At 32.8% G+C, this 21,649-nt stretch carries 14 protein-coding genes; 11 read left to right on the top strand and 3 right to left on the bottom strand.

The window, feature by feature from the left end:
* The first annotated feature begins 9 nt into the window (after positions 1–9).
* The 3 genes from NRK67_11690 (at position 10) to NRK67_11680 (ending at position 4,640) form a co-directional block, all read left to right on the top strand.
* Complete coding sequence (locus tag NRK67_11690) at positions 10–1,092, top strand: efflux RND transporter periplasmic adaptor subunit (protein UUV17948.1); 1,083 nt, start codon at positions 10–12, stop codon at positions 1,090–1,092.
* A 12-nt stretch (positions 1,093–1,104) separates the two neighbouring features.
* The gene (locus NRK67_11685; GenBank protein ID UUV17947.1) at positions 1,105–4,269 is read left to right on the top strand and encodes an efflux RND transporter permease subunit; all 3,165 of its coding nucleotides are present in this window, start codon (positions 1,105–1,107) and stop codon (positions 4,267–4,269) included.
* Between the two features lie 86 nt (positions 4,270–4,355).
* Positions 4,356–4,640, top strand: coding sequence for an N-acetyltransferase (locus NRK67_11680; protein UUV17946.1), 285 nt, complete (start codon positions 4,356–4,358; stop codon positions 4,638–4,640).
* Between the two features lie 53 nt (positions 4,641–4,693).
* On the opposite strand, the gene NRK67_11675 is transcribed toward NRK67_11680, so the two are convergent.
* Both NRK67_11675 and NRK67_11670 read right to left on the bottom strand, forming a co-directional pair.
* On the bottom strand, positions 4,694–6,652 hold the full coding sequence (locus NRK67_11675) for an MBL fold metallo-hydrolase (protein UUV19930.1): 1,959 nt from the start codon (positions 6,650–6,652) through the stop codon (positions 4,694–4,696).
* A gap of 246 nt (positions 6,653–6,898) precedes the next feature.
* A complete protein-coding gene (locus NRK67_11670; protein ID UUV17945.1) occupies positions 6,899–8,926 on the bottom strand; it encodes an MBL fold metallo-hydrolase in 2,028 nt (675 codons plus the stop codon).
* Positions 8,927–9,127: 201 nt separating this feature from the next.
* Between NRK67_11670 and NRK67_11665 the strand changes: the two genes are divergently transcribed.
* The 4 genes from NRK67_11665 (at position 9,128) to ebgR (ending at position 13,482) form a co-directional block, all read left to right on the top strand.
* Positions 9,128–9,607, top strand: a complete 480-nt coding sequence (locus NRK67_11665) for a MarR family transcriptional regulator (protein ID UUV17944.1) — start codon at positions 9,128–9,130, stop codon at positions 9,605–9,607.
* Positions 9,608–9,812: 205 nt separating this feature from the next.
* Positions 9,813–11,174, top strand: coding sequence for a dipeptidase PepV (gene pepV, locus NRK67_11660; protein ID UUV17943.1), 1,362 nt, complete (start codon positions 9,813–9,815; stop codon positions 11,172–11,174).
* A 247-nt stretch (positions 11,175–11,421) separates the two neighbouring features.
* Positions 11,422–12,363 carry a hypothetical protein gene (locus NRK67_11655; GenBank protein ID UUV17942.1) on the top strand — a complete coding sequence of 314 codons (942 nt, stop codon included), beginning with the start codon at positions 11,422–11,424 and terminating at the stop codon, positions 12,361–12,363.
* A gap of 111 nt (positions 12,364–12,474) precedes the next feature.
* Positions 12,475–13,482, top strand: a complete 1,008-nt coding sequence (ebgR, locus tag NRK67_11650) for a transcriptional regulator EbgR (protein UUV17941.1) — start codon at positions 12,475–12,477, stop codon at positions 13,480–13,482.
* 80 nt (positions 13,483–13,562) lie between these two features.
* On the opposite strand, the gene ebgA is transcribed toward ebgR, so the two are convergent.
* Complete coding sequence (ebgA, locus tag NRK67_11645; protein ID UUV17940.1) at positions 13,563–16,619, bottom strand: beta-galactosidase subunit alpha; 3,057 nt, start codon at positions 16,617–16,619, stop codon at positions 13,563–13,565.
* A gap of 281 nt (positions 16,620–16,900) precedes the next feature.
* On the opposite strand from ebgA, the gene NRK67_11640 reads away from it, so the two are divergent.
* From NRK67_11640 to NRK67_11625, 4 genes are read left to right on the top strand one after another with little or no spacing between them, the layout of a single operon-like run.
* Positions 16,901–18,121: a sugar ABC transporter substrate-binding protein gene (locus NRK67_11640; protein ID UUV17939.1), complete on the top strand. Its 1,221-nt coding sequence runs from the start codon at positions 16,901–16,903 to the stop codon at positions 18,119–18,121.
* Between the two features lie 9 nt (positions 18,122–18,130).
* Positions 18,131–19,084: a sugar ABC transporter permease gene (locus NRK67_11635; GenBank protein ID UUV17938.1), complete on the top strand. Its 954-nt coding sequence runs from the start codon at positions 18,131–18,133 to the stop codon at positions 19,082–19,084.
* A gap of 3 nt (positions 19,085–19,087) precedes the next feature.
* Entirely contained in the window at positions 19,088–19,915 is an 828-nt protein-coding gene (locus tag NRK67_11630) for a carbohydrate ABC transporter permease (GenBank protein ID UUV17937.1), read from the top strand.
* A gap of 14 nt (positions 19,916–19,929) precedes the next feature.
* On the top strand, positions 19,930–21,588 hold the full coding sequence (locus tag NRK67_11625; protein ID UUV17936.1) for a hypothetical protein: 1,659 nt from the start codon (positions 19,930–19,932) through the stop codon (positions 21,586–21,588).
* Positions 21,589–21,649 lie beyond the last annotated feature (61 nt).

Raw genomic sequence — 21,649 nt, 5'->3', positions numbered from 1 at the left:
AGGAAACAAATGTCATTATATAAAAAAACATTACTAATTGGATTTATAGTAGTTACCCTTGCAAGCTGTGGGACTAAAAAAGAAGAGGAAAAAATAAATTTAAGATCTGTTAGACATGAAACCATAGAATTAAAAAGTCCGGTAGAAGCTCTTAGCTTTACAGGAGATATAAAATCTGCTGTAGAACCTGAGGTGAGTTTCAGAGTGCCTGGAAACATTGAAAAAATGAATTTTAAATTAGGACAATCAGTGAAAAAAGGAGATGTTTTAGCTACCTTAGATAAGATCGACTATGAAATTCAATTAAGAAAGGCAGAGAGTTCTTATGAAACTGCCAAAGCATCACAAATAGAAGCTCAATCGAGCTATAACAGGATAAAAGAACTATATCAAAATGACAGTGTATCTAAAAGTGAATTTGACAGTGCAAAAGCTAGGATGGACTCTACATCAGCATCTTTAAGAGTTGCGTCGGAAGGTATAAAATATGCAAAACGTCAATTGAAATATACTGAATTAAAATCTTCCATAGATGGAACAGTAGCTGTAAAAGTATCAGAAGTAAATGAAAATGTAGCTGCTGGTCAATCTGTATATATTTTAAATACAGATACAGATTTAGAAGCAATCTCATTTGTTCCAGAAAGTGCTATAGGACAAATAAATATAGGATCACAGGTCAATATACATGCAGGGGCTATAGGGAAAAATTATTTAGGCGAGGTTGTAGAAGTAGGTACTTCATCTCTTCAATATGGATCTACATACCCTGTAAAAGTAGCTATCTTAGGGATAGATAAAAGTTTAAGAAGTGGAATGTCCGTTGTAGTAGATTTCAATAAAGACATATTAAGTGAAAAGGATAAGATATTCGTACCTCTTAATGTAATCTTAAAGGATGTAAATACTAACTATGTCTTTATCGTAGAAAAAGATGGTGAAGGTATAGGAGTTGTCAGAAAAGTTGAAGTTAAAACAGGAATGGTTACCAACAAAGGTTTAGAAATTTTAGAAGGTTTATCAGAAGGAGACGAATTAATTACTGCTGGAATGACTAAATTAGAAGACGGTCAACAGGTAAAATTAAAATAGGGAGGAGTTTACATGAATTTAACAGAGATAGCAATTAAGAAAAAAGTAGTCACATTTACTTTTATATTGCTTTTAGCATTAGCTGGAGTTTCTACCTACTTTAAATTACCAAAGGCAGAGGATCCAGGATATGTAGTAAGAACTGCTACAGTGGCTACTCTATATCCAGGGGCCAGCCCAAGCAGAGTAGAGAACTTAGTGACAGATAAGATTGAGCAGAGAATTCAAGAGATGCCGGAAGTTGACTATATCGACAGTGAAAGTAGGGAAGGGTTCTCATATATTACCGTACAATTTAAGGACGAATATAAAGTAATGAGACCAATCTTTGATAAGTTGAGAAGAAAGGTCGATGACGCTGTTAAAGATCTGCCTAGCGGAGCAATGGCGCCATTTGTAAATGATGATTTTGGTGATGTTTACGGTACAATGATAGCTGTAACAGCTGATGGATATTCACCTGAAGATCTGAGAAGGATCGCAAAATTTACAATGGAAGAATTATTGACTATGAAAAATGTAGGTAAGGTAGTTAAATATGGAGTTAGACCAGAAAATGTATTTATAGATTATGATAATGCTAAACTGGCACAGTTTGGAATTTCTCCAGGATATTTAAAAAATGCTCTAGAGAGTACAAATATACTATCTCCTGGAGGACAAATACTTTTAGGGAAAGAAAGATTAAGTTTTGAACCTAGTGGAAACTTTGATTCTGTAGATGATATAAGAAATACAGTTATCAGACTTCCAAAGGGAAATTTAGTGAGAGTAGAAGATATTGCCAGAGTAAGAAGAGCATATCAGGAACCTATTCTTACAAGGGAAAAATTTAATGGAAAAGATACTATCTTTATTGCAATCTCTTTAAAAGAGGGAGGAAACATCCTAGACCTTCAAAAAGAGATAGATGAAAAAATTAGAGCTGTAGAATCTAGTTACCCTATAGGAGTAGATTTCACATATTTAACACAGGAAGCTGCAAGGGTAGATAAGAGTGTCCAAAGTTTCCTATCTAATGTAGCTCAATCTATACTTACGGTAATGGTAGTATTAATAGTATTTTTAGGAGTTAGAATCGGAGCTATCGTAGCATCATTGATTCCTATAGTAATGGCATCATGTATGGTATTTTTAAGTTATTTTGGACTGAGTCTGGATCAGATTTCACTGGCAGCTCTGATAATTGTATTGGGAATGCTGGTAGATAACGGAATAGTAATCTCCGAAGCAATCATGGTAAATATGGAAAAAGGAATGGAGAAAATTGATGCAGCCCTGGAAGCTGCAAGAACTCTCAAAGGACCACTTATGATATCTTCTATGGTTACCATATCAGCATTTTTACCAATCGTGCTGGCAGAGGGAACTATGGGAGAATATACAGGACCTATAACCTATGTAGTTGCTATTTGTTTAGGACTTTCATGGATATTAGGAATAACTCTTATTCCTCTACTCTGTGTATTATTTTTAAAGGTAGAAAAACAGGAAGCTGGTTATAACAGTAAGTTTTATAAACTTTATAGAGGTTCTCTTCTAAAAGCACTAAAACATAAATTTGTGGCAGGAATAGTAATTCTTGGAATATTCTTTATATCTTTATTTGGATTTAAAACTTTTGTTAAGGTAAAATTCATGCCTGACAAAGATATACCGCTTTTAACAGTAGAAGCAGAACTTCCATTTGGAACTTCAATAGAAACTACTACTAAGATGGTATCGGATGCAGAAAAATATATCAGAAAGGAATATTTCTTAGACCATCCAAAACAAGTAAAACCACCATTAGTTGCCAATATTTTAGCAGGCGGAACTTTAGTTAAATACGAAAAAGAAGGAATATTAAGTACAGGAACATTTATAGGAGAAAGTGCACCAAGATATATACTGTCTCATACTCCTAAGATGAGTCAGCCGAATTTGGCTTTTGCAATAATCAATACTACCAGTTTTGATATTATAAAATCTGAGATACAACCTAAACTTATAACTTGGTTTGAAGAAAACTATCCAGATGCTAATATTAAGATCGATACTCTTCAAAATGGATCTCCAAGTGACCGTCCAATAGAGATCAGAATAAAAGGTAGAGACACAGATAAATTATACGAATATATTGGCCAAATAGAAAAAATAGTAAAAGAAAATATCGTAGGATTGGCCGATATAAAGACTGACTGGGGTGTAAAAAATAGAAAATTTACAGTTAACATTGATCAGCAAAGAGCACTTAGAGCCGGGCTTACAAGTCAGGATATAGCAATATCTTTAAACAGTATCTTAAGTGGAATAAAGCTGACAGACTATAGAGAGAAAGACAGACTAATCCCGGTAATGTTGAGATCCCAGGGAACTTCACGGGAAGATATAGAGGTATTAAAAAATACTCCTATCTATAACCAGACTACAGGTAAATCAGTTGCTCTAGGGCAGGTAGCTGATATAAAAACAGTTTGGGAAGCTCCTAAAATAGTTAGAAAAGATAAGATTAAAGCTATCCTATACCAAGTAGGATTAAGAGATACAGCAACAGCTATGGAACAGACATTAAAAATTAAACCACTATTAGATGAAGCTGCATCTAAATGGGATTATGGTTACAGTTATGAATTTAAAGGAGAATATTATAACAGTAAAAAAGCAAATGATGCATTATCTGCAAAGTTCCCTATAGCAGGAATATTTATATTGTTATTACTTATAATTCAATTTAATTCATATACAATCTTAATCACAATTTTAGCAGCACTGCCACTTATCTTATCAGGAATAACATTTGGATTGGGGTTAACTCAGCTTCCATTTGGATTCATGCCGATATTAGGTGCACTATCTCTGGTTGGTATCATGATAAATAATGCCATAGTATTGATAGACAGGATAAATATTGAAAGAGATGAAGAGGGACGGGAACTCCCAGATGCAATAGTACATGCTGCACAGGCTAGATTCAGACCAATAGTCCTTACTACAGCTACTACAGTGTGTGGACTTATTCCATTATGGTTAGGTGGAGGAGTTATGTTTGCAGGAATGGCCGTAACTATGATCTTCGGACTTATTTTCTGTCTAGGTATAACACTAGGTATAGTACCTATCTTATTTGCAATTTTTCATAGAGTTTCCTACAAGGAATACCAATATGAAGATGAAGATGAAGTTATAGAAGGGTAACAAAATTAAGTGGAGTTTACCTGTTTTAGGTAGACTTCTCCTTTTTAAAAAATATAGAATAAAAATAGATTTTTAGGGGGTTCTCTATGGAAAACATTGCAATTATAAACTTATTGGATGAGAAAAAAATTTTAGCTATGGATGGAGAGATTGTGGCAGGTCATCTGATATATGAATCTGAAGATAAAATTATATATGTCAATAGTATATATGTAGATCCTGAATATAGAAATAGATTTTTAGGTAAAAAATTATTGGATCAGTGTGTGGCTTATGCCAGAAAAGAAGGCTTTAAGATTTTTCCTCGATGCTCATATGCTGCAAGGCTATTTGAAAAAACAGATAAATATGATGATGTAAAAATAATTTAAATAAAAGAGGTGATTTCTGATAATACAGAAATCACCTCTTTTTAATTGAGTTACTATCCCTTGGTCCCCGGTAAGATTTCAAAACCTTTATCAAATGTATCTAAAGATTCTTCTAATTTTTTAATTCCCGATGTATCTCCTGTACTCTTAGCTCCCCCTTCTTCTAAAAGCTGCGTAATCGTTTTTTGACCCATCATAACTAAGTTTAAGTCACTCCTATTAACTGTAATAGTTAAATCCGGATTTTTATGCTGGAATCCTTTTATATTAGTTAGAGTTGAATTATTTAATTCTATAATATATTCCTCTTTATTGTCCGGTGTCTTTAGATTTGCAATAAATTTTGTATCTCCTATCTTATCGCTATTCAGCCTAATAGATAAGAAATCCAGCCACGATCCTGTATCCATCCCTTTAATAAAATCAGGACCAGTTGTGTCTGCTGAACTTCCTGTCGGTACACCATTTCTAAGTTCAGACGCTCCCTCTAAGAAACTATTCCTTACACTTGGACTTTCCTGCTGATACCCTATTTGTTCAAATACATCTGCTAATAGATCTTTGGCTGCTTGATTCTCAGGTTCTGCATAAACCAGTTTATTTAATATTTCCTGAGCCAGCTTATATTCTCCCTTATCATATAATTCCTGTCCTTTTTTAATTATTTTTCTACTTCCACCCATCATTTCTACATATAGTGGTGCTGAGTCTCCAGGTGATAATGGAATCAATGTAGCTGGATTGGCATCCCAATAACCTAAATATCTGTTTATTACCGCTCTACTATTATGCTGTACCGATCCATGGTAACTTCTTGCATGCCATTTATTTTGAAGACTTTTTGGAACTTCATATTCATTATGTATTTCATTGATAGTTACACCTTTATTGGCTAAATTTAATACTCCGTTATTTAGGTTGGCATATGTATCTCTTTGATCTCTCATGACTTCCTGTATCCTGTCATTTCCAAATCTCGGCCAGCTGTGAGATGCCATCATATAATCTGCATCTTGTCCAAACATATATAGAGCTTTATCTATCTCTTTTGACCACAGAAGGGAATCTCTTACCAAGGCCCCCCTTAATGTATAAATATTATGAATTGTTGCTGTAACATTTTCTGCTGCCCAGAATGTTTTTAAATCAGGAAAATATGTATTCATCTCAGCTGGTGCCTCTGTACCAGGTGTATTTTGGAATACCATTTTTACACCATCTACTGTCATTTTTTCTATATCCTTTGATATAATTACATTTGGAGCTAATAACCCGACCTGACCCTTTGAGACATTTTTACCTATAGACTGGTCTACGTGTCCATGGGGATCTGCCGGAAGAAGCACTCCATATTGGAAATATAGACGTCGATTCATAGCGTTTCCTGATGCTAAATTTTCCGATATGGCATGTTCCATAAATCCAATAGGAGCTATTACTTTTACCTTTCCGCTGGCCACATCTTTATCATCAATTACTCCTCTAGCCCCGCCAAAATGATCTGCATGGCAATGAGAGTAAACTACTGCAACTACTGGCCGTTCTCCTAATTGTTCATTTATAAATTTAAGAGCTGCCGATGAAGTTTCTGGTGATGTCAATGGGTCAAACACAATCCAACCTGTTTTACCTTTAATAAATGTGATGTTAGCTAGATCAAAGCCTCTAATTTGATAAACTCCATCTCTTACTTTATACAATCCATAATTCATATTGAGAATTGCCTGCCTTTGCAGTGAAGGGTGAATAGTATTATACTCTTCCCCTTCTTTCAGTAAGAAATCATAGCTTCCCATACTCCACACAACGTTTCCATCTTTATCTTTAATCTCCCTATAATCAGGTGCAGCTATAAATCCTTTTTGCTGATCTTCGAAATCCCGCTTATCCTCAAATGGTAGAATATTCTTTTGTTCTTCCCATTTTGCAACAGTAAATGCCGATGCAGGTTTCCCCTTAGGATCAAAATGGTTATTAGGAACCTCAGCAGCAGTTTGTGTATTTTTACCCATATTTAGGTTATTACACCCTGCTGCCGATACTAACATTAAAGCCAATAATGCAAATTTAATTTTTTTCATCTCTTACCTCCCGTGAAAATAACTTTATTTACTTCTACAACTATTAATTACTAACTAAAATGTTATTTCCTTTTCACAAAAATTCATTTCATATCACAAAATTACTACTTATATAATCCTTTTAAACTTCCAATATAAAAAGCATGAGAATTTACTCATGCTTCTTATTTTTAACTTTTATTTTTTAGTCCCTGGCAAGATTTCAAATCCTTTCTCAAATGTATCTAAAGATTCTCTTACTTTTTTTATTGCTGATGTGTCGCCTGTACTCGTGGCTATCCCCTCTTCTAACAGTTGCTCAATTGTTTTTTGACCCATCAATATAGGATTCAAATCCTTTCTATTTACTGTAATAGTAAATGTAGGATCTTCATGTTGGAATCCTTTTATTGTTGTCAAAGTTGAGTTATTTAACTCTACAATATATTCCTCTTTATTATCCGGTGTCTTTAGATTTGCAATGAATTTAGTATCTCCGATTTTTTTACTATTTAATCTAATTGATAAGAAATCTATCCATGATTCTGTCTCCATTCCTTTAATGAAATCTGGTCCAGTTGTATCTACAGAACCTCCTGTTGGTATACCATTTCTAAGTTCATATGCCCCTTCTAAGAAACTATTTCTTACACTTGGACTCTCCTGCTGATATCCTATCTGTTCAAACACATCTGCCAAAAGATCTTTTGCTTCTTGGTTTTCAGGCTCTGCATATACTAATTTATTTAATATTTCCTGGGCTAATTTGTATTTCCCAGTACTATATAACTCCTGTCCTTTTTTAATAATTTCCTTATTTCCACCCATCATCTCTACATATAACGGTGCTGAATCTGATGGAGATAGTGGAATCAATGTAGCTGGATTGGCATCCCAATAACCTAAATATCTATTTATTACCGCTCTACTATTATGCTGTACCGATCCATGGTAACTTCTTGCATGCCATTTATTTTGAAGACTTTTTGGAACTTCATATTCATTATGTATTTCATTGATAGTTACACCTTTATTGGCTAAATTTAATACTCCGTTATTTAGGTTGGCATATGTATCTCTTTGATCTCTCATGACTTCCTGTATCCTGTCATTTCCAAATCTCGGCCAGCTGTGAGATGCCATCATATAATCTGCATCTTGTCCAAACATATATAGAGCTTTATCTATCTCTTTTGACCACAGAAGGGAATCTCTTACCAAGGCCCCCCTTAATGTATAAATATTATGAATTGTTGCTGTAACATTTTCTGCTGCCCAGAATGTTTTTAAATCAGGAAAATATGTATTCATCTCAGCTGGTGCCTCTGTACCAGGTGTATTTTGGAATACCATTTTTACACCATCTACTGTCATTTTTTCTATATCCTTTGATATAATTACATTTGGAGCTAATAACCCGACCTGACCCTTTGAGACATTTTTACCTATAGACTGGTCTACGTGTCCATGGGGATCTGCCGGAAGAAGCACTCCATATTGGAAATATAGACGTCGATTCATAGCGTTTCCTGATGCTAAATTTTCCGATATGGCATGTTCCATAAATCCAATAGGAGCTATTACTTTTACCTTTCCGCTGGCCACATCTTTATCATCAATTACTCCTCTAGCCCCGCCAAAATGATCTGCATGGCAATGAGAGTAAACTACTGCAACTACTGGCCGTTCTCCTAATTGTTCATTTATAAATTTAAGAGCTGCCGATGAAGTTTCTGGTGATGTCAATGGGTCAAACACAATCCAACCTGTTTTACCTTTAATAAATGTGATGTTAGCTAGATCAAAGCCTCTAATTTGATAAACTCCATCTCTTACTTTATACAATCCATAATTCATATTGAGAATTGCCTGCCTTTGCAGTGAAGGGTGGATAGTATTATACTCTTCCCCATCTTTCAACAGATAATCGTAACTTCCTATATTCCATACTACATTTCCATCTTTATCTTTAATCTCCCTGTAATCCGGGGCAGCTATAAATCCTTTTCTCTGTTCCTCGAAGTCTCTCTTGTCTTCAAATGGCAGTTTATTTTTTTGCTCCTCCCATTTTTTAATTGTATACTTTGATGCTTCCTTTCCCTTTGGATCAAAATGGGCAGAACTAACTTCTGTTTTCTCCTCTGCTTTAACTTCTGTCTTACTATCGTTGCATCCAGTAACTGCTACTAAGATCAGTACAACTATTGCAAATTTCATTTTTTTCATTTTTCCCTCCTCAGTCCATCGATTAATTTTTATAAATCTAAGTTTTATGAAAAGATTCTAACAAAATTAATTATCTCTGAAAACGGGTGAATACTTCATCCTTTGATTTGAAATAAAAAAATATCCCTGCCAATAACTTGTTTTGAATTTTTAATTATTTGTGCTAATATTCATTAATATAACAAAATTCATGGAGGAATTATGGAGAAAATAACAAGTAAATTCGCTGGACTGGTTAAAACATTTTCATCTATTGATAAAGAGATAAATTATACGGCCAAAGAAAGATTAAAATTATTAGGGATTACCAAGGCAGAAAGTGTATATATCAAGCTGATATATGAGTCAGAAGGACTAACCCAGTATGAGATAGCAAAATCTCTTCACATGAGTAAAACCCTTACAATAAAACACATCGGTAGTCTAGAGAAAAAAAATATCATATATAAAGTAGAAGCTGATTTAAATAAAAAACAAATTTATCTTACAGATAAAGGTGTGGAAATCTATAAAAGTTTTAATGAAATTTTAGAACTCCTAGGAAGCATTATGTTTGAGGAGTTTTCTGAAAAAAAAATAGATGAATATATAATAATTTTAAATTCTATAAAAAATAATTTAAATAAATTTAATAAAAGAAGGGTCAATGAGTCTGATATTAACCATAATAAATTTGAATAATTTTTATAAAAACACAGAGAGGGAAAAATTAAAAAAATAATGAAAAAATAGAATGATTCCACAGAATACTCCTATAATAATTGTACTTTTTACGAAGAAAATGAATTATAACCCTTGAAAAAAACGAAAATAGGTTATATACTAAGAGGGTGAAATATGAAAAAAAATTAATAGAATAAATAATTAAATCAAAGGGGTGTTTTAAATGTTACAAGATAAAGTATTAAACTATAAAGATGACGTAGTAAAATCAATACAGGAAGCTATTAGAATTAAGAGTGTAGAGGAAGCTGCTCTACCTGGAATGCCATTTGGAGAAGGTCCTGCAAAAGCCCTGGCTCACTTTTTAGAGTTAGGAGAAAAATTAGGATTTGAATCTACTAACTTTGATAACTATGCAGGACATATTGATTTCGGAGATGGAGAGGAAACTCTAGCTATCCTTGGACATGTAGATGTAGTACCTGAAGGGGAAGGATGGGACCACGATCCATATGGCGGGATCATTGCTGATGGTAAAATTTATGGTAGAGGAACTTTAGACGACAAGGGTCCTATGATCATGTGTATGTATGCTATGAAGGCGTTAAAAGATTCTGGACTAAAACTAAACAAGAAGATCAGAATGATCTTAGGAGCTAATGAGGAAACTAACTGGGGATGTATGGATCACTACTTTGGAACTTTAAAGATGCCTCAGCCAACTTTAGCATTTACTCCTGATTCAAGTTTCCCAGTTACATTTGCAGAAAAAGGAATTATGCAGGTGACTATGACTAAAAATATCGATACTAAAAACATCACTATCGAAGGTGGAAAAGCATTTAACTCAGTAGCAGAAAGTTGTGAAATGACATTCCCAGCTGAACTTTTAAGCATTTTAGAAGCTAAAGTGAAAGAGTACAATGAAAACAATGAATATAAGATGGAAATCAAAGATGGAAAATTAATCTCTTATGGTAAATCTTCTCATGGAGCCAGACCACAAAGTGGATATAATGCTATCTCTGCATTGATGGGAACTTTAGAAGGAGTAGATTTAGGAGAGATCTCTGAATTTGTAACTTTCTATAACTCTAAAATAGGAATGGAGTACAATGGTGTTTCTATGGGAATTGGATTTGAAGATGCAGATTCTGGAAAATTAAGTTTAAATATTGGAAAAGTATCTATCCAGGATGGTAAGGTAGAGTTAAGTATCGATATGAGATATCCTGTAACAACTAAAAAAGAAGCTGTTTTAGAAGGATTAGAAAAAGCTGCTGCAGAAAATAATTTTGAATTAACTGTAAAGAGCCACACCAATGCGCTTTATTCTCCTAAAGACACTGTCTTAGTAAAAACACTTATGGATGTATACAAAGAGATCACAGGAGATGCAGATGCTGAACCTGTAGCTATTGGTGGGGGAACATATGCAAGAGCCGTAGACAATGGTGTAGCATTTGGAGCATTATTACATGATCAAGAGGACAATATGCACCAAAAAAATGAGTATTTAGAGATCAACAAGTTAGATACATTGTTAAAGATCTATGTAGAAGCTATCTATAGATTAGCCAAATAAAAAATATAGGAGATCTGATACTTCTTTAAAAATATTTATTGATTATAAAAGTTCAATATGGTACTATTTCTTATAATAATGATCAAAGGGGAGTAACCGGCTCAATAGAGCAGGTAGGTTCAACATGCATGGCTCTAAAAGCCTGGACCTATCAATATACTACAGTATATGGTGAGACTTTTGTTAGAATTTTTTTCTAACAGAAGTCTCTTTTTTTATTTTGATCTATAAAAAAGGAGGAATAAATATGATTTATTTAATATTATTTTTTATTGTTGCCGGGGGGATGGTATTTTTCGCTAAAAGACTCACTTATTCAGGAGATAGCCTGGGAAAATCTCTAGGGATGGAGTCCTCGTGGGTAGGAATAGTTTTACTTGCATCTATCACATCTTTACCGGAATTAGTCACTGGAATAACCTCTACTAATCTAGGGAATCAAACCATGGCTGTAGCTAATATTTTTGGGAGCAACACTTTTAATCTCTTTATAATTTTTATTCTGGATGCTATCATCTTAAAAAGGTTTGTTTTTATCAAAAACATTGATAGAAAAGAGGGATTAAAGCTATCTATCCTTACTTTATTTTTAAGCAGTATCTTCATACTTGGTTCACTCTTTAAAGAAGTTGAACTTTTAGGACAAAGTCCATTTATTCTTTTTATCTTTGGAGGTTATATCTTCTTTATGAAATCCCAAGGTGGTAATGAGGAGGAAAAAAAGAAGATCGATTATACTAAGGTTATTAAACCATTTAAAATATTTTTAATTGATTCTATAGGGGTAGTTATTTTAGGATTTATCTTATCCCAGACTGCGGATAAATTAGCTGTTACCCCGATAATGGGTATTGTTTTGGGACAGTCAATAATAGGAGGTTTTCTATTGGCTGTCTCCACCTCCCTTCCAGAATTGATAGTTTCTACAGAAGCAGTAAAAAAAGGAGATTTTCAGATGGCTATGGGAAATATCTTAGGGAGTAATTTATTTAATCTGGCTACCCTTATGGTAGTTGAATTTATATCTAGAGGGAGTCTCTATAACTATTTAGAAGGTTTTAACTTCTCTGTTGTTGGTGCAGCTCTTTTAATCCAAGGTATCTTCAGTATCGGCCTCTACTATAAAAAGGAAAAATTTTCTTTCTTATTGTTAGGTGGATACTTGTTATCTCTTGCAATCTCAATATAGTAAAAATTTTACCATTTTAATCTATTATATTTAAAAGCTTTCATTGAATTAATAACTAATTAAGGGTATAATAATTACTATAATAATAAAACTTTTACTGGAGGACTATATATGGCCACACTCAAAGAAATAGCTGAAAAGGTAGGTGTATCTCCTGCAACTATATCAAGAGTCTTAAATGAAGATAAAAATATAAGTGTTAAGGATGAAACAAGGGTTAAAATTTTTAATATCGCCAAGGAATTAGGCTATAAAACTATAGCTGAACGTTATATAGATAAAAAAATACAGAGAAAATATAAAATAGGTGTGGTTTTCAGTCACAGTGAAAAAGTGGAGTTAGAAGACTCCTACTATCGTTCAATTAAATTTGGAATTGAGAATCAGTGTAAAAAAAGAGGATTTAGTATAGTTAAATCATACTACCCTAATATAGACGATGCCATTACTAACAAATTATCTAAAGCAGATGGAATTATTGCTGTCGGATGGTTTACCCCAACGGAGATCAAAGAGTTAAACTTAATTTCTAAGAATATTATATTTGTCGACTCCTGTCCTGATGAAGAAAAGTTTGATTCAGTGGTAGTAGATCTCCGTAAAATTGTAGAAAATGTAATCAATTATTTTATAGAGATTGGATATAAAAGAATTGGATTTATCGGGGGCCGGGATACTGCCTATGACGGAACTATTAATATGGATTCCAGGGAAAGTACATTTAGAGAATATGGTAAATTTAAGGGTGTAATCTCTGAAAAGGATATATATGTTGGAAACTTTACTACTCTTGATGGGTATAATTTAGCATCAAAAATCATCCAAGAAAAGAGTATCCCTGAAGCTTTATTTATAGCAAATGACTCTATGGCAATCGGAGCATTAAAAGCTTTCAATGAAAATGCCATCAACATTCCAAATGATCTGTCTATTATCAGTGTAAATGATATCCCAAATGCTAAGTTTACCTTTCCTTCCCTTTCAACTGTTAGAATCCATTCTGAATTTATGGGAATTGAAGCTGTGGAACTTATGTTTCAAAAATTAGAGATGAATAGAGACATTCCTTTAAAGATACTGGTTCCGACTAAATTAATTTTAAGGGACAGCTCTAAATAAGCAACGTAATCTTGCACCCAATTAATCATAAATAAAAAAACCAGACTCTGTATCTTTCAAAGTCTGGTTTTCTCTATACTCTATGCTTTATACTTTCTGTTTAATTCAATCTCGTCTATCTCATCTTTAGAGAATGGTACAAAGATCATATTGTATTTAAATTCTTTTGCATCTAACCTATGAGCTGGGAGCTGTTCCTGCCCGCAGCTGTTACTTCCTAAACCATTCTGAGCATAGTCTAAGTTGAGAGTTATAAAATCTCTTTTTCTCAGCTTATTTGAATGGGTTGCACTCTCTAAATCTTCCATTGTATAAAAATGTGCTGAAAAATCTATCCTCCTATCTGATTTAACAAAGAACCCATCTCCCTTATGAGTGGTAAAAGCTGCCCAATTTGTATCTGTCCTGTTTCCATTTTCTTGGGGATATATATAGTTGGTAAATAATTCATCTACAGTTTTTCTGTATACACCAAATTCATTGGCAAGTTTGGAATCACAATATGATTCTCCTTCTCCCCTTCCATACCAGGATACATTTTTATAACTTTTATTTATACCTAACTGTAATCCCAACTTAGGCACCATTGTTGGGAATTCATTTTTAGGTGTCCCGTAAAGACCTATCTCTAAAATACCTGTATTATATATCCTATATCTATAATTAATATCATAACCATATTCGAATACTGGAGGAGCTACCCTAGCTGTCACCCTCAATTCTATATATTCATCGATAACTTTTGTTTCTATACTCCTTACAGATTCCTGCATCTGTTTGAAGTAATTCTTTGTCCAGATCTCCCTGATATACATATCATTGTCGATGGGAGCTCTCCACATATTAAAAAATGGTGACTTTTCTATTACTTCTCTTCCCTTTAATTTATAGCTTAGAAGTTTTCCTCTCACCTTACAAAAGTTAACTTCAAAATCTTCTCCTTGGACTAAAAGTTCGTGATCCTCTTCAATAACTTCAAACCGGACACCTTTCTTTGTTTTTTTTGTGTACTCCTCTTCTAATTTAAAAGGCAGCAGTAACTGTTCCCTTGTCAGTTCATAACCAGCTACAGCCCAAGAAGAAGTCTTTTTAGTCACTATAGAAAAATTTAGATAGTAGTCTGTATTAACTAAATTTATATCCATATCTGTTATTGGAATTTTTACTACCCCTTCCATTCCTGGATCGATCTCTCCTATATCTGCTGCCCCGCTCTTTAAAAGAGTTTCACCAGCTACTACTTCCCACTTTAATTCTAAGTGATCCAGCGATATAAAATCATACATATTCCTTACTTTTACTTCTCCTAATTCTAAGTTTTTCTCACTTATTTTTACAGGTTCTATAATTTTTTTATATTCAATTAAACCTGGAGAAGGTTTTTGATCTGGAAAAACAAGACCGTCTATACAAAAGTTTGAATTATTCGGGTAATCTCCATAATCCCCTCCATATAGATAGTAAATATCCCCGTTTTCATCTACCGCTTCTATTCCATGGTCTATCCATTCCCAGACAAATCCACCTTGAATTGATTTATACTTATAAAATATATCCTGATATTCTTTCAGACCTCCAGGACCATTTCCCATGGCATGGGCATACTCACAGATCACTCTGGGTTTGGCATGGGGATCTTTTCCATATTCATCCATCTTATGGACTCTGGAATACATGGTAGAAATTACATCCACTACCTCTCCTTCCCTATCTTCCTCATAATGAATAAGTCGCGTATCATCTAATTCCCTGCATCTTGCCACCATGGCTTTCATATTTTCTCCAAATCCTGATTCATTTCCCATGGACCAAAATATTATAGAGGCATGATTTTTTTCCCTGTGAAATGCCCTTTCAATTCTTTCTACATATGCATCTTTCCAAGTAGGATCTGTAGTTAGTCTCGATAGATCTTTTACCCACATAAATCCATGAGATTCCAAATCTGTTTCAGCCATTACATAGAGACCTAACTCATCACAGAGATCATAAAAATATGGATCATTTGGATAGTGAGCAGTTCTAACTGCGTTTATATTATGCTGCTTCATTAGGAGAAGATCTTTTTTTATCCTCTCTCTAGATACTGTTCTCCCGGTTTTAGGGTCATGATCATGTCTGTTTACACCTTTTAACATGAAATATTCACCATTTAAATAAAAATTTCCATCTTTTAACTCAATTTTTCTAAATCCTATTTTCTGAGGTATAACTTGTTCTTTACCATCAAACCTGAGAGTTATTAATAAGTTATATAGATTAGGAGTTTCAGCTGTCCACTTTAATGGTGTTTTTATATTCATTATATTTTTTAATGATCCATTTTTATCTAACATCAGAGTTTTTTTATCTGACGCCACTACTTTATTTTCTATATCTAGCAGTGTGTAGTCTATCTCTACTTCTATAGCTTCCATCAGATTTTTTAATTCTAAATCTATTTCTAATTTTGCATCCTCATATTCTGAATCCAAATGAGTTTTAACAAAAATATCATGGATAGACACTTTATCTCTAGATACAATAAATATATCTCTAAATATTCCTGATAACCACCACATATCCTGATCCTCTATATAGGAAGCATCTGACCACTGTAAAACTTTAACAACAATCTTATTCATTCCCTCTCTAACATAATCTGTAATATCAAATTCAGCAGTCAGTCTGCTTCCCTTACTCATCCCTACCTCTCTGCCATTTATATAGAGGTAAAAAATAGAGTCCACCCCGTCAAACCTGATAATATTTTGTTTTTTGATCTCATCTTTATTCAGGTAAAATTCCCTTATATAGATTCCTGTTGGATTTTCACTGGGAACATGGGGTGCATCTACAGTAAATGGATAGCCTTCATCTGTATACTGCATCTGACCATAACCCTTTAATTGCCAGCAGCTGGGAACTTCTATATCATCTAATCTACTGCTGTCAAATTTCTCACTATAAAAATTTGAAGGTACGAATCTTGGATTTTCATAATATGAAAATTTCCATACCCCATTTAATAATTTAAACCCCTCTGATCTTCCCCTCATAGAACTGAGTGCATCCTCTCTACTTCCATAGGTATAAAAATTAGCCCTGGCCCCCATCCTATTTTTGTGCAAAAGATTTTGATTTTCCCAATCTAACATATATCCCCCTCCTTAAGTAAAAAATTTAGTAAATATTTTTATACAATTGTATTTTATGTTCCGTTCATTGTCAAGTTATATATTTAAATAGTAGTTTAAAAAATTATTTAATACCTATTTCAAAATAAACAAACAATCTAAAAATTCTTATTAGTGAGCACTATTTAAAGGGATTACAATAAATGTTATAAATTTATTGACATCGAAGTGAATAAGAACTATAATCGAAATATAGGTAAAATTATACTAATTTTTTTACTAAAATAAAAAGGGGGAAAGAGATGAAAAAAATTATATTTGTGTTAATCGCATGCTTAGTTTTAATAAGTTGTGGTAAAAAAGACGAAGGTATAACTCTTAGATTTGCAACATGGGATTCCGGAGATGCATTAAAAATTCAGCAGGATATTGCAGATGAATTTATGAAGGATAACCCTGATATCAAAGTACAAGTAGAAGCGTACGGATCAGGATTTGATCAAAAATTGGTTGCATCTTTTGGAGCTAGAAATGCTCCTGATCTTATGTATATGTGGGATTTTCCAACTTACTCATCACAGTTGGAAAACTTAGATACTTACATTGAAAATAGTGTAGACGTTGATTTAGATGATTATTATGATGGACTTTTAAACTATGTTAAAGTAAATAATAATACATATGGGGTTCCTTCTGGATTTACTACCCATGTTGTATTTTACAACAAAGATATGTTTGATGCTGCTGGGGTAGAATATCCTAGTAAAAATTGGTCATGGAATGAATTAGCTGAAAAAGCAGCTAAACTCTCTAACCCTGATGATAGAGTATATGGTATTGGATTATTAAGTAAACCCGATCCTTATGATTTCGAGCAATTTTTATGGAGTAATGGTTCATCTTATATTAGCCCAGATGGAAAAACACTTGAAGGTTATCTAAATAGTAAAGAATCTGTAGAAGTTTTTAAGGACATGAGAAGATTAGTTGATAATAAATCCGGTATCTTAGTTGGTGGGAAGCAACAACAAAGTGGAAGCGATATATTTAAAGCTTCTAAAATTGCAATGTTTGAAAATGGTATTTGGCCATTAAACGGTTATAAGAAAGCAGGGATTAATGTAGGAGTTGCTATTCTTCCGTCTTTTAATGGAAAATCACCTAAGTCTGTAATGTCAGTTTCTGCACTCTCAATGTGGAAAGGATCTAAACATAAAGAAGAGGCATGGAAATTTATAGAATTTTATAATAGTGAAAAGGCTGCAAAGTTAAGAGTTGCTGATCTACCAGTTAGAAAATCTTTAGTTAAGTCCTTTGGCATAGAAAAAAATGAAGAATTAAAACCATTCTATGAAATGTTAGCTTTAGCAGATAGTACACCATCTTTCTTATTAAATTCAAATTGGAAAGAAGTTCAGAGAAATCTTTCTCCAGCAATTGAAGAAGCTATGTTAGGATTAAGAGATCCTCAAATCATAATGAATGAAGTTATAGAAAAATCTGAAAGATTATTAAAAGAATAGGGGTGTTTTATGGATATTTCTCTTGATATAAAAAAAACAAAAAGAAAAAAAATTAGTATCTTTAAAATAAAAAGAGATACTCTTGTACCTTATTTATTTATTATGCCTTGGATTTTGGGTTTCCTATTTTTCACTCTAGGACCATTATTATTTTCATTGGTGATTAGTTTTTTTGACTGGCCTATAATAGGGAATCCAACTTTTATTGGGTTAGCAAACTATAAAGAGATGTTTTTTGAAGATCCACAATTTTGGAAATCTTTAGGAATTACAGCTAAGTTTGCAGGGATATTCGTACCTTTAAATATTAGTGTGGCTTTAATTTTAGCTCTACTTTTAAATAATAACGTTAAAGGTTCTGGAATATTTAAAACACTCTTTTATATGCCTTCTGTTATATCAGGGGTAGCACTTGCTATGATTTGGGGCTGGGTATATAGTGATGAATACGGTATATTAAATTATTTTTTATCTACCATAGGAATAAAAGGGCCAAATTGGTTAGGAGACCCTAATTGGGCTACTTTTGCCATGGTCTTTGCTAGTGTTTGGGGACAGGGGACTATGATGCTAATCTTTTTAGCAGGTTTAAAAAATATACCAAAAGAACTCTATGAAGCAGCTGACATAGACGGTGCCAATGTTATTTCAAAATTCATGTATATTACTTTACCTATGTTAAGTCCTACAATATTATTTAATGTCATTACCAGTATTATAGGTGCTTTTCAGCAATTATCTCTTGCACTCTTGTTAACCGGTGGTGGTCCAGTCGGTTCTACTTATTTCTATGCAATGTTTGTTTATGATAATGCATTTAAATATTTTAAGATGGGATATTCAGCGGCTAACGCTTGGTTTATGTTTTTAATTATTTTATCGCTAACGCTACTTGTATTTAAATCTTCTTCTATGTGGGTTTTCTATGAGAGCGAAGCAACAACTAAAAAGAAAAAGGGGTAATTTATGTTTAGAAAAAATTTAAAAAAAACTTTTATTTACGCAATATTAATATTCTTTTCTCTTTTGTTTTTAGCCCCATTCTTTTGGCTTTTAACAACTTCAGTAAAGGGACCAGAAGAGGTATTTTTATTTCCACCTAAATGGATTCCTACTACTTGGCATTTTGAAAATTTTATGAAAGCATGGAATTTACAACCATTTAATTTATTTTTAAAAAATTCATTAATTGTTGTAGTACTATCGACTATAGGGCAAGTCTTCTCATCTTCATTGGTAGCTTTCGGTTTTGCAAGATTTGAATTTAGAGGAAGAAATTTTTTATTTTTAATAGTTTTAGCTACTATGATGATACCTTGGGATGTTACAATGATACCTCTCTATATGCAATTTAACTTTTTAGGATGGATCAATACTCTAAAACCATTAATTGTGCCTTCATATTTTGGGTCAGCTTTCTTTATATTTTTACTCAGACAATTTTTAATGGGTATTCCCAAAGATTTAGATGAAGCAGCTCGAATAGATGGAGCAAATGCATTTCAAATATATTGGAAAATTTATCTACCATTAATGAAACCTGCATTAGTTTTAATCTCAGTTTTTAATATTTTAGGAACTTGGAATGATTATTTAGGACCATTAATATTTTTGAATGACCAAAGAAAATATACTCTATCTTTAGGTCTTTCACAATTTAAAGGTATGAATGGAGTAGATACTACATCAATGATGGCTATTACTACTCTCATATGTCTACCACCTTTAATCATGTTTTTCTTAGCTCAAAAGCATATAATTGATGGTGTAAGTAGTACTGGACTAAAAGGATAGTGAGGAGGTTAAAGGTGTTTGATATATCAAAAATATCTTTTAGTAGATATAATTCCTATCTAGCTGTTACAAATTGGATTGGTAAGGGAGAATTAGGAGATGGTATCTATATTAGAAATGTTAAAGATGGTGATTTAGATTTAGGGAATTTATTTTTATTAGAATTAATAGATGATGAAGTAGTCAACTTTACTACTTCTCCTGAATTATTAACAATACATGGAAGAAAGGGTAGTGTTAAAGTAAATTTCCCGAGAGGAAATGAAATAAGAATAAAAGGTAAAGGTGCTAGTATAAAGCTGACTCTCAACTCTAAAACTTATGACAACGCTATCCCTAATAGCCACGGCAAATGGGAGATCAATAGCTATTCAAAGGAAATTAAGGTCATGGCTGTCCCTATAGAGGGAGTCTTAGAAGTAGATGCCCCTTGGGAAAAAGATAGATGTGAGAAAGTTGAAATCATCACACAAAAATACTTTTCTTTAGCCTTAGATTTTTATAAAAGTGTCTGGATAGAACCTACACGACTAAGTTTTAGTGATGAAACAACAAAAGTAAAGCTGGAATTTGACTCCTGGAAGTCTAAAGGCTTAAAAAAAGAAAGTTTGAAAAGTGAGTTAGCTAAATACTGTCTTTGGTCTAGCATTGTCTCCGAATATGGTATTTTAAAAAGAAAAGCTTCCTACATGTCTATGAACTGGATGACAAATATTTGGAGCTGGGACAACTGCTTTGCTGCAATGTCTCTTTTAGATTTAGATTCAAAATTAGCAATTGATCAAATTTTAATTTTTGGGGATTTACAAGATGAAAATGGGGCATTTCCTGATTTTGCCAATAATATGTATTCATCTTTTTCATGCTCTAAACCACCTATTCATGGTTGGGCTTTAAAGTGGATGTATGAAAAAAATAAAAAAGAAATAATTCCATATTTAAATGAAATTTATAGTATGTTGACTAAATGGACTAACTATTGGTTAAAACATAAAGTAATTGATGGAATCCCATATTATACACATGGAAATGATTCTGGATGGGATAATTCTACTATTTTTATCGATGGTGCTCCTCTAGCAGGTCCAGATCTATTGACTTTTTTAATATTACAATGTGATACATTAAGTTATTTTGCAAAAAAATTAAGTAAACCTGAAGGTGAGATAAATCAATGGATACAAAACTCCGAGAATTTATTAAATCTACTTCTTAATAAATTCTATAAAAATGGAAAATTTATAGGTTATAGATATAATGGTGAGGATTTTATACCTGTTAAAAAAGGTGACAGTCTTGTTGTCTATATGCCTATTTTATTAGGTAAAAAATTACCTTCTGAAATTAGAAATAAATTAATTGTAGAATTAAAAGATGAGCATAGATTTTTGACTAAATTTGGTCTTTCAACAGAATCTAAAAAAAGTCAATACTATAGAGGTGATGGTTATTGGCGTGGACCTATATGGGCTCCTACAACAATGTTATTTATCGATGGGATCCTTCGCTCTGGTGAAGCAGAATTTGCAAATGATTTGGCAAAAAAATATTGTAATCTTATAGATCAATTTGGTTTCAATGAAAATCACAATTCTATTACTGGAGAAGGGCAAAGAGACGACGGTTTTAACTGGACTTCAAGTGTTTACCTTATTCTTAACAACTATTATTAACTTTACTTTATAAAAAAAAGAAGGCGATTTATGTAAAAATTTTAGCAACTTTTTTTACCAA

It is taken from the genome of Fusobacteria bacterium ZRK30 (assembly GCA_024628785.1).
Taxonomy (GTDB): Bacteria; Fusobacteriota; Fusobacteriia; order Fusobacteriales; family Fusobacteriaceae; genus Psychrilyobacter.
The sequence above is the reverse complement of the archived record's forward strand: the minus strand, read 5'-3'. Positions and strand labels throughout refer to the sequence as shown.

Coding starts and splice junctions, on each gene's coding strand:
- NRK67_11690 (UUV17948.1), top strand. CDS start 10: ATGTCATTATATAAAAAAACATTACTAATTGGATTTATAGTAGTTACC.
- NRK67_11685 (UUV17947.1), top strand. CDS start 1,105: ATGAATTTAACAGAGATAGCAATTAAGAAAAAAGTAGTCACATTTACT.
- NRK67_11680 (UUV17946.1), top strand. CDS start 4,356: ATGGAAAACATTGCAATTATAAACTTATTGGATGAGAAAAAAATTTTA.
- NRK67_11675 (UUV19930.1), bottom strand. CDS start 6,652: ATGGGTAAAAATACACAAACTGCTGCTGAGGTTCCTAATAACCATTTT.
- NRK67_11670 (UUV17945.1), bottom strand. CDS start 8,926: ATGAAAAAAATGAAATTTGCAATAGTTGTACTGATCTTAGTAGCAGTT.
- NRK67_11665 (UUV17944.1), top strand. CDS start 9,128: ATGGAGAAAATAACAAGTAAATTCGCTGGACTGGTTAAAACATTTTCA.
- pepV (UUV17943.1), top strand. CDS start 9,813: ATGTTACAAGATAAAGTATTAAACTATAAAGATGACGTAGTAAAATCA.
- NRK67_11655 (UUV17942.1), top strand. CDS start 11,422: ATGATTTATTTAATATTATTTTTTATTGTTGCCGGGGGGATGGTATTT.
- ebgR (UUV17941.1), top strand. CDS start 12,475: ATGGCCACACTCAAAGAAATAGCTGAAAAGGTAGGTGTATCTCCTGCA.
- ebgA (UUV17940.1), bottom strand. CDS start 16,619: ATGTTAGATTGGGAAAATCAAAATCTTTTGCACAAAAATAGGATGGGG.
- NRK67_11640 (UUV17939.1), top strand. CDS start 16,901: ATGAAAAAAATTATATTTGTGTTAATCGCATGCTTAGTTTTAATAAGT.
- NRK67_11635 (UUV17938.1), top strand. CDS start 18,131: ATGGATATTTCTCTTGATATAAAAAAAACAAAAAGAAAAAAAATTAGT.
- NRK67_11630 (UUV17937.1), top strand. CDS start 19,088: ATGTTTAGAAAAAATTTAAAAAAAACTTTTATTTACGCAATATTAATA.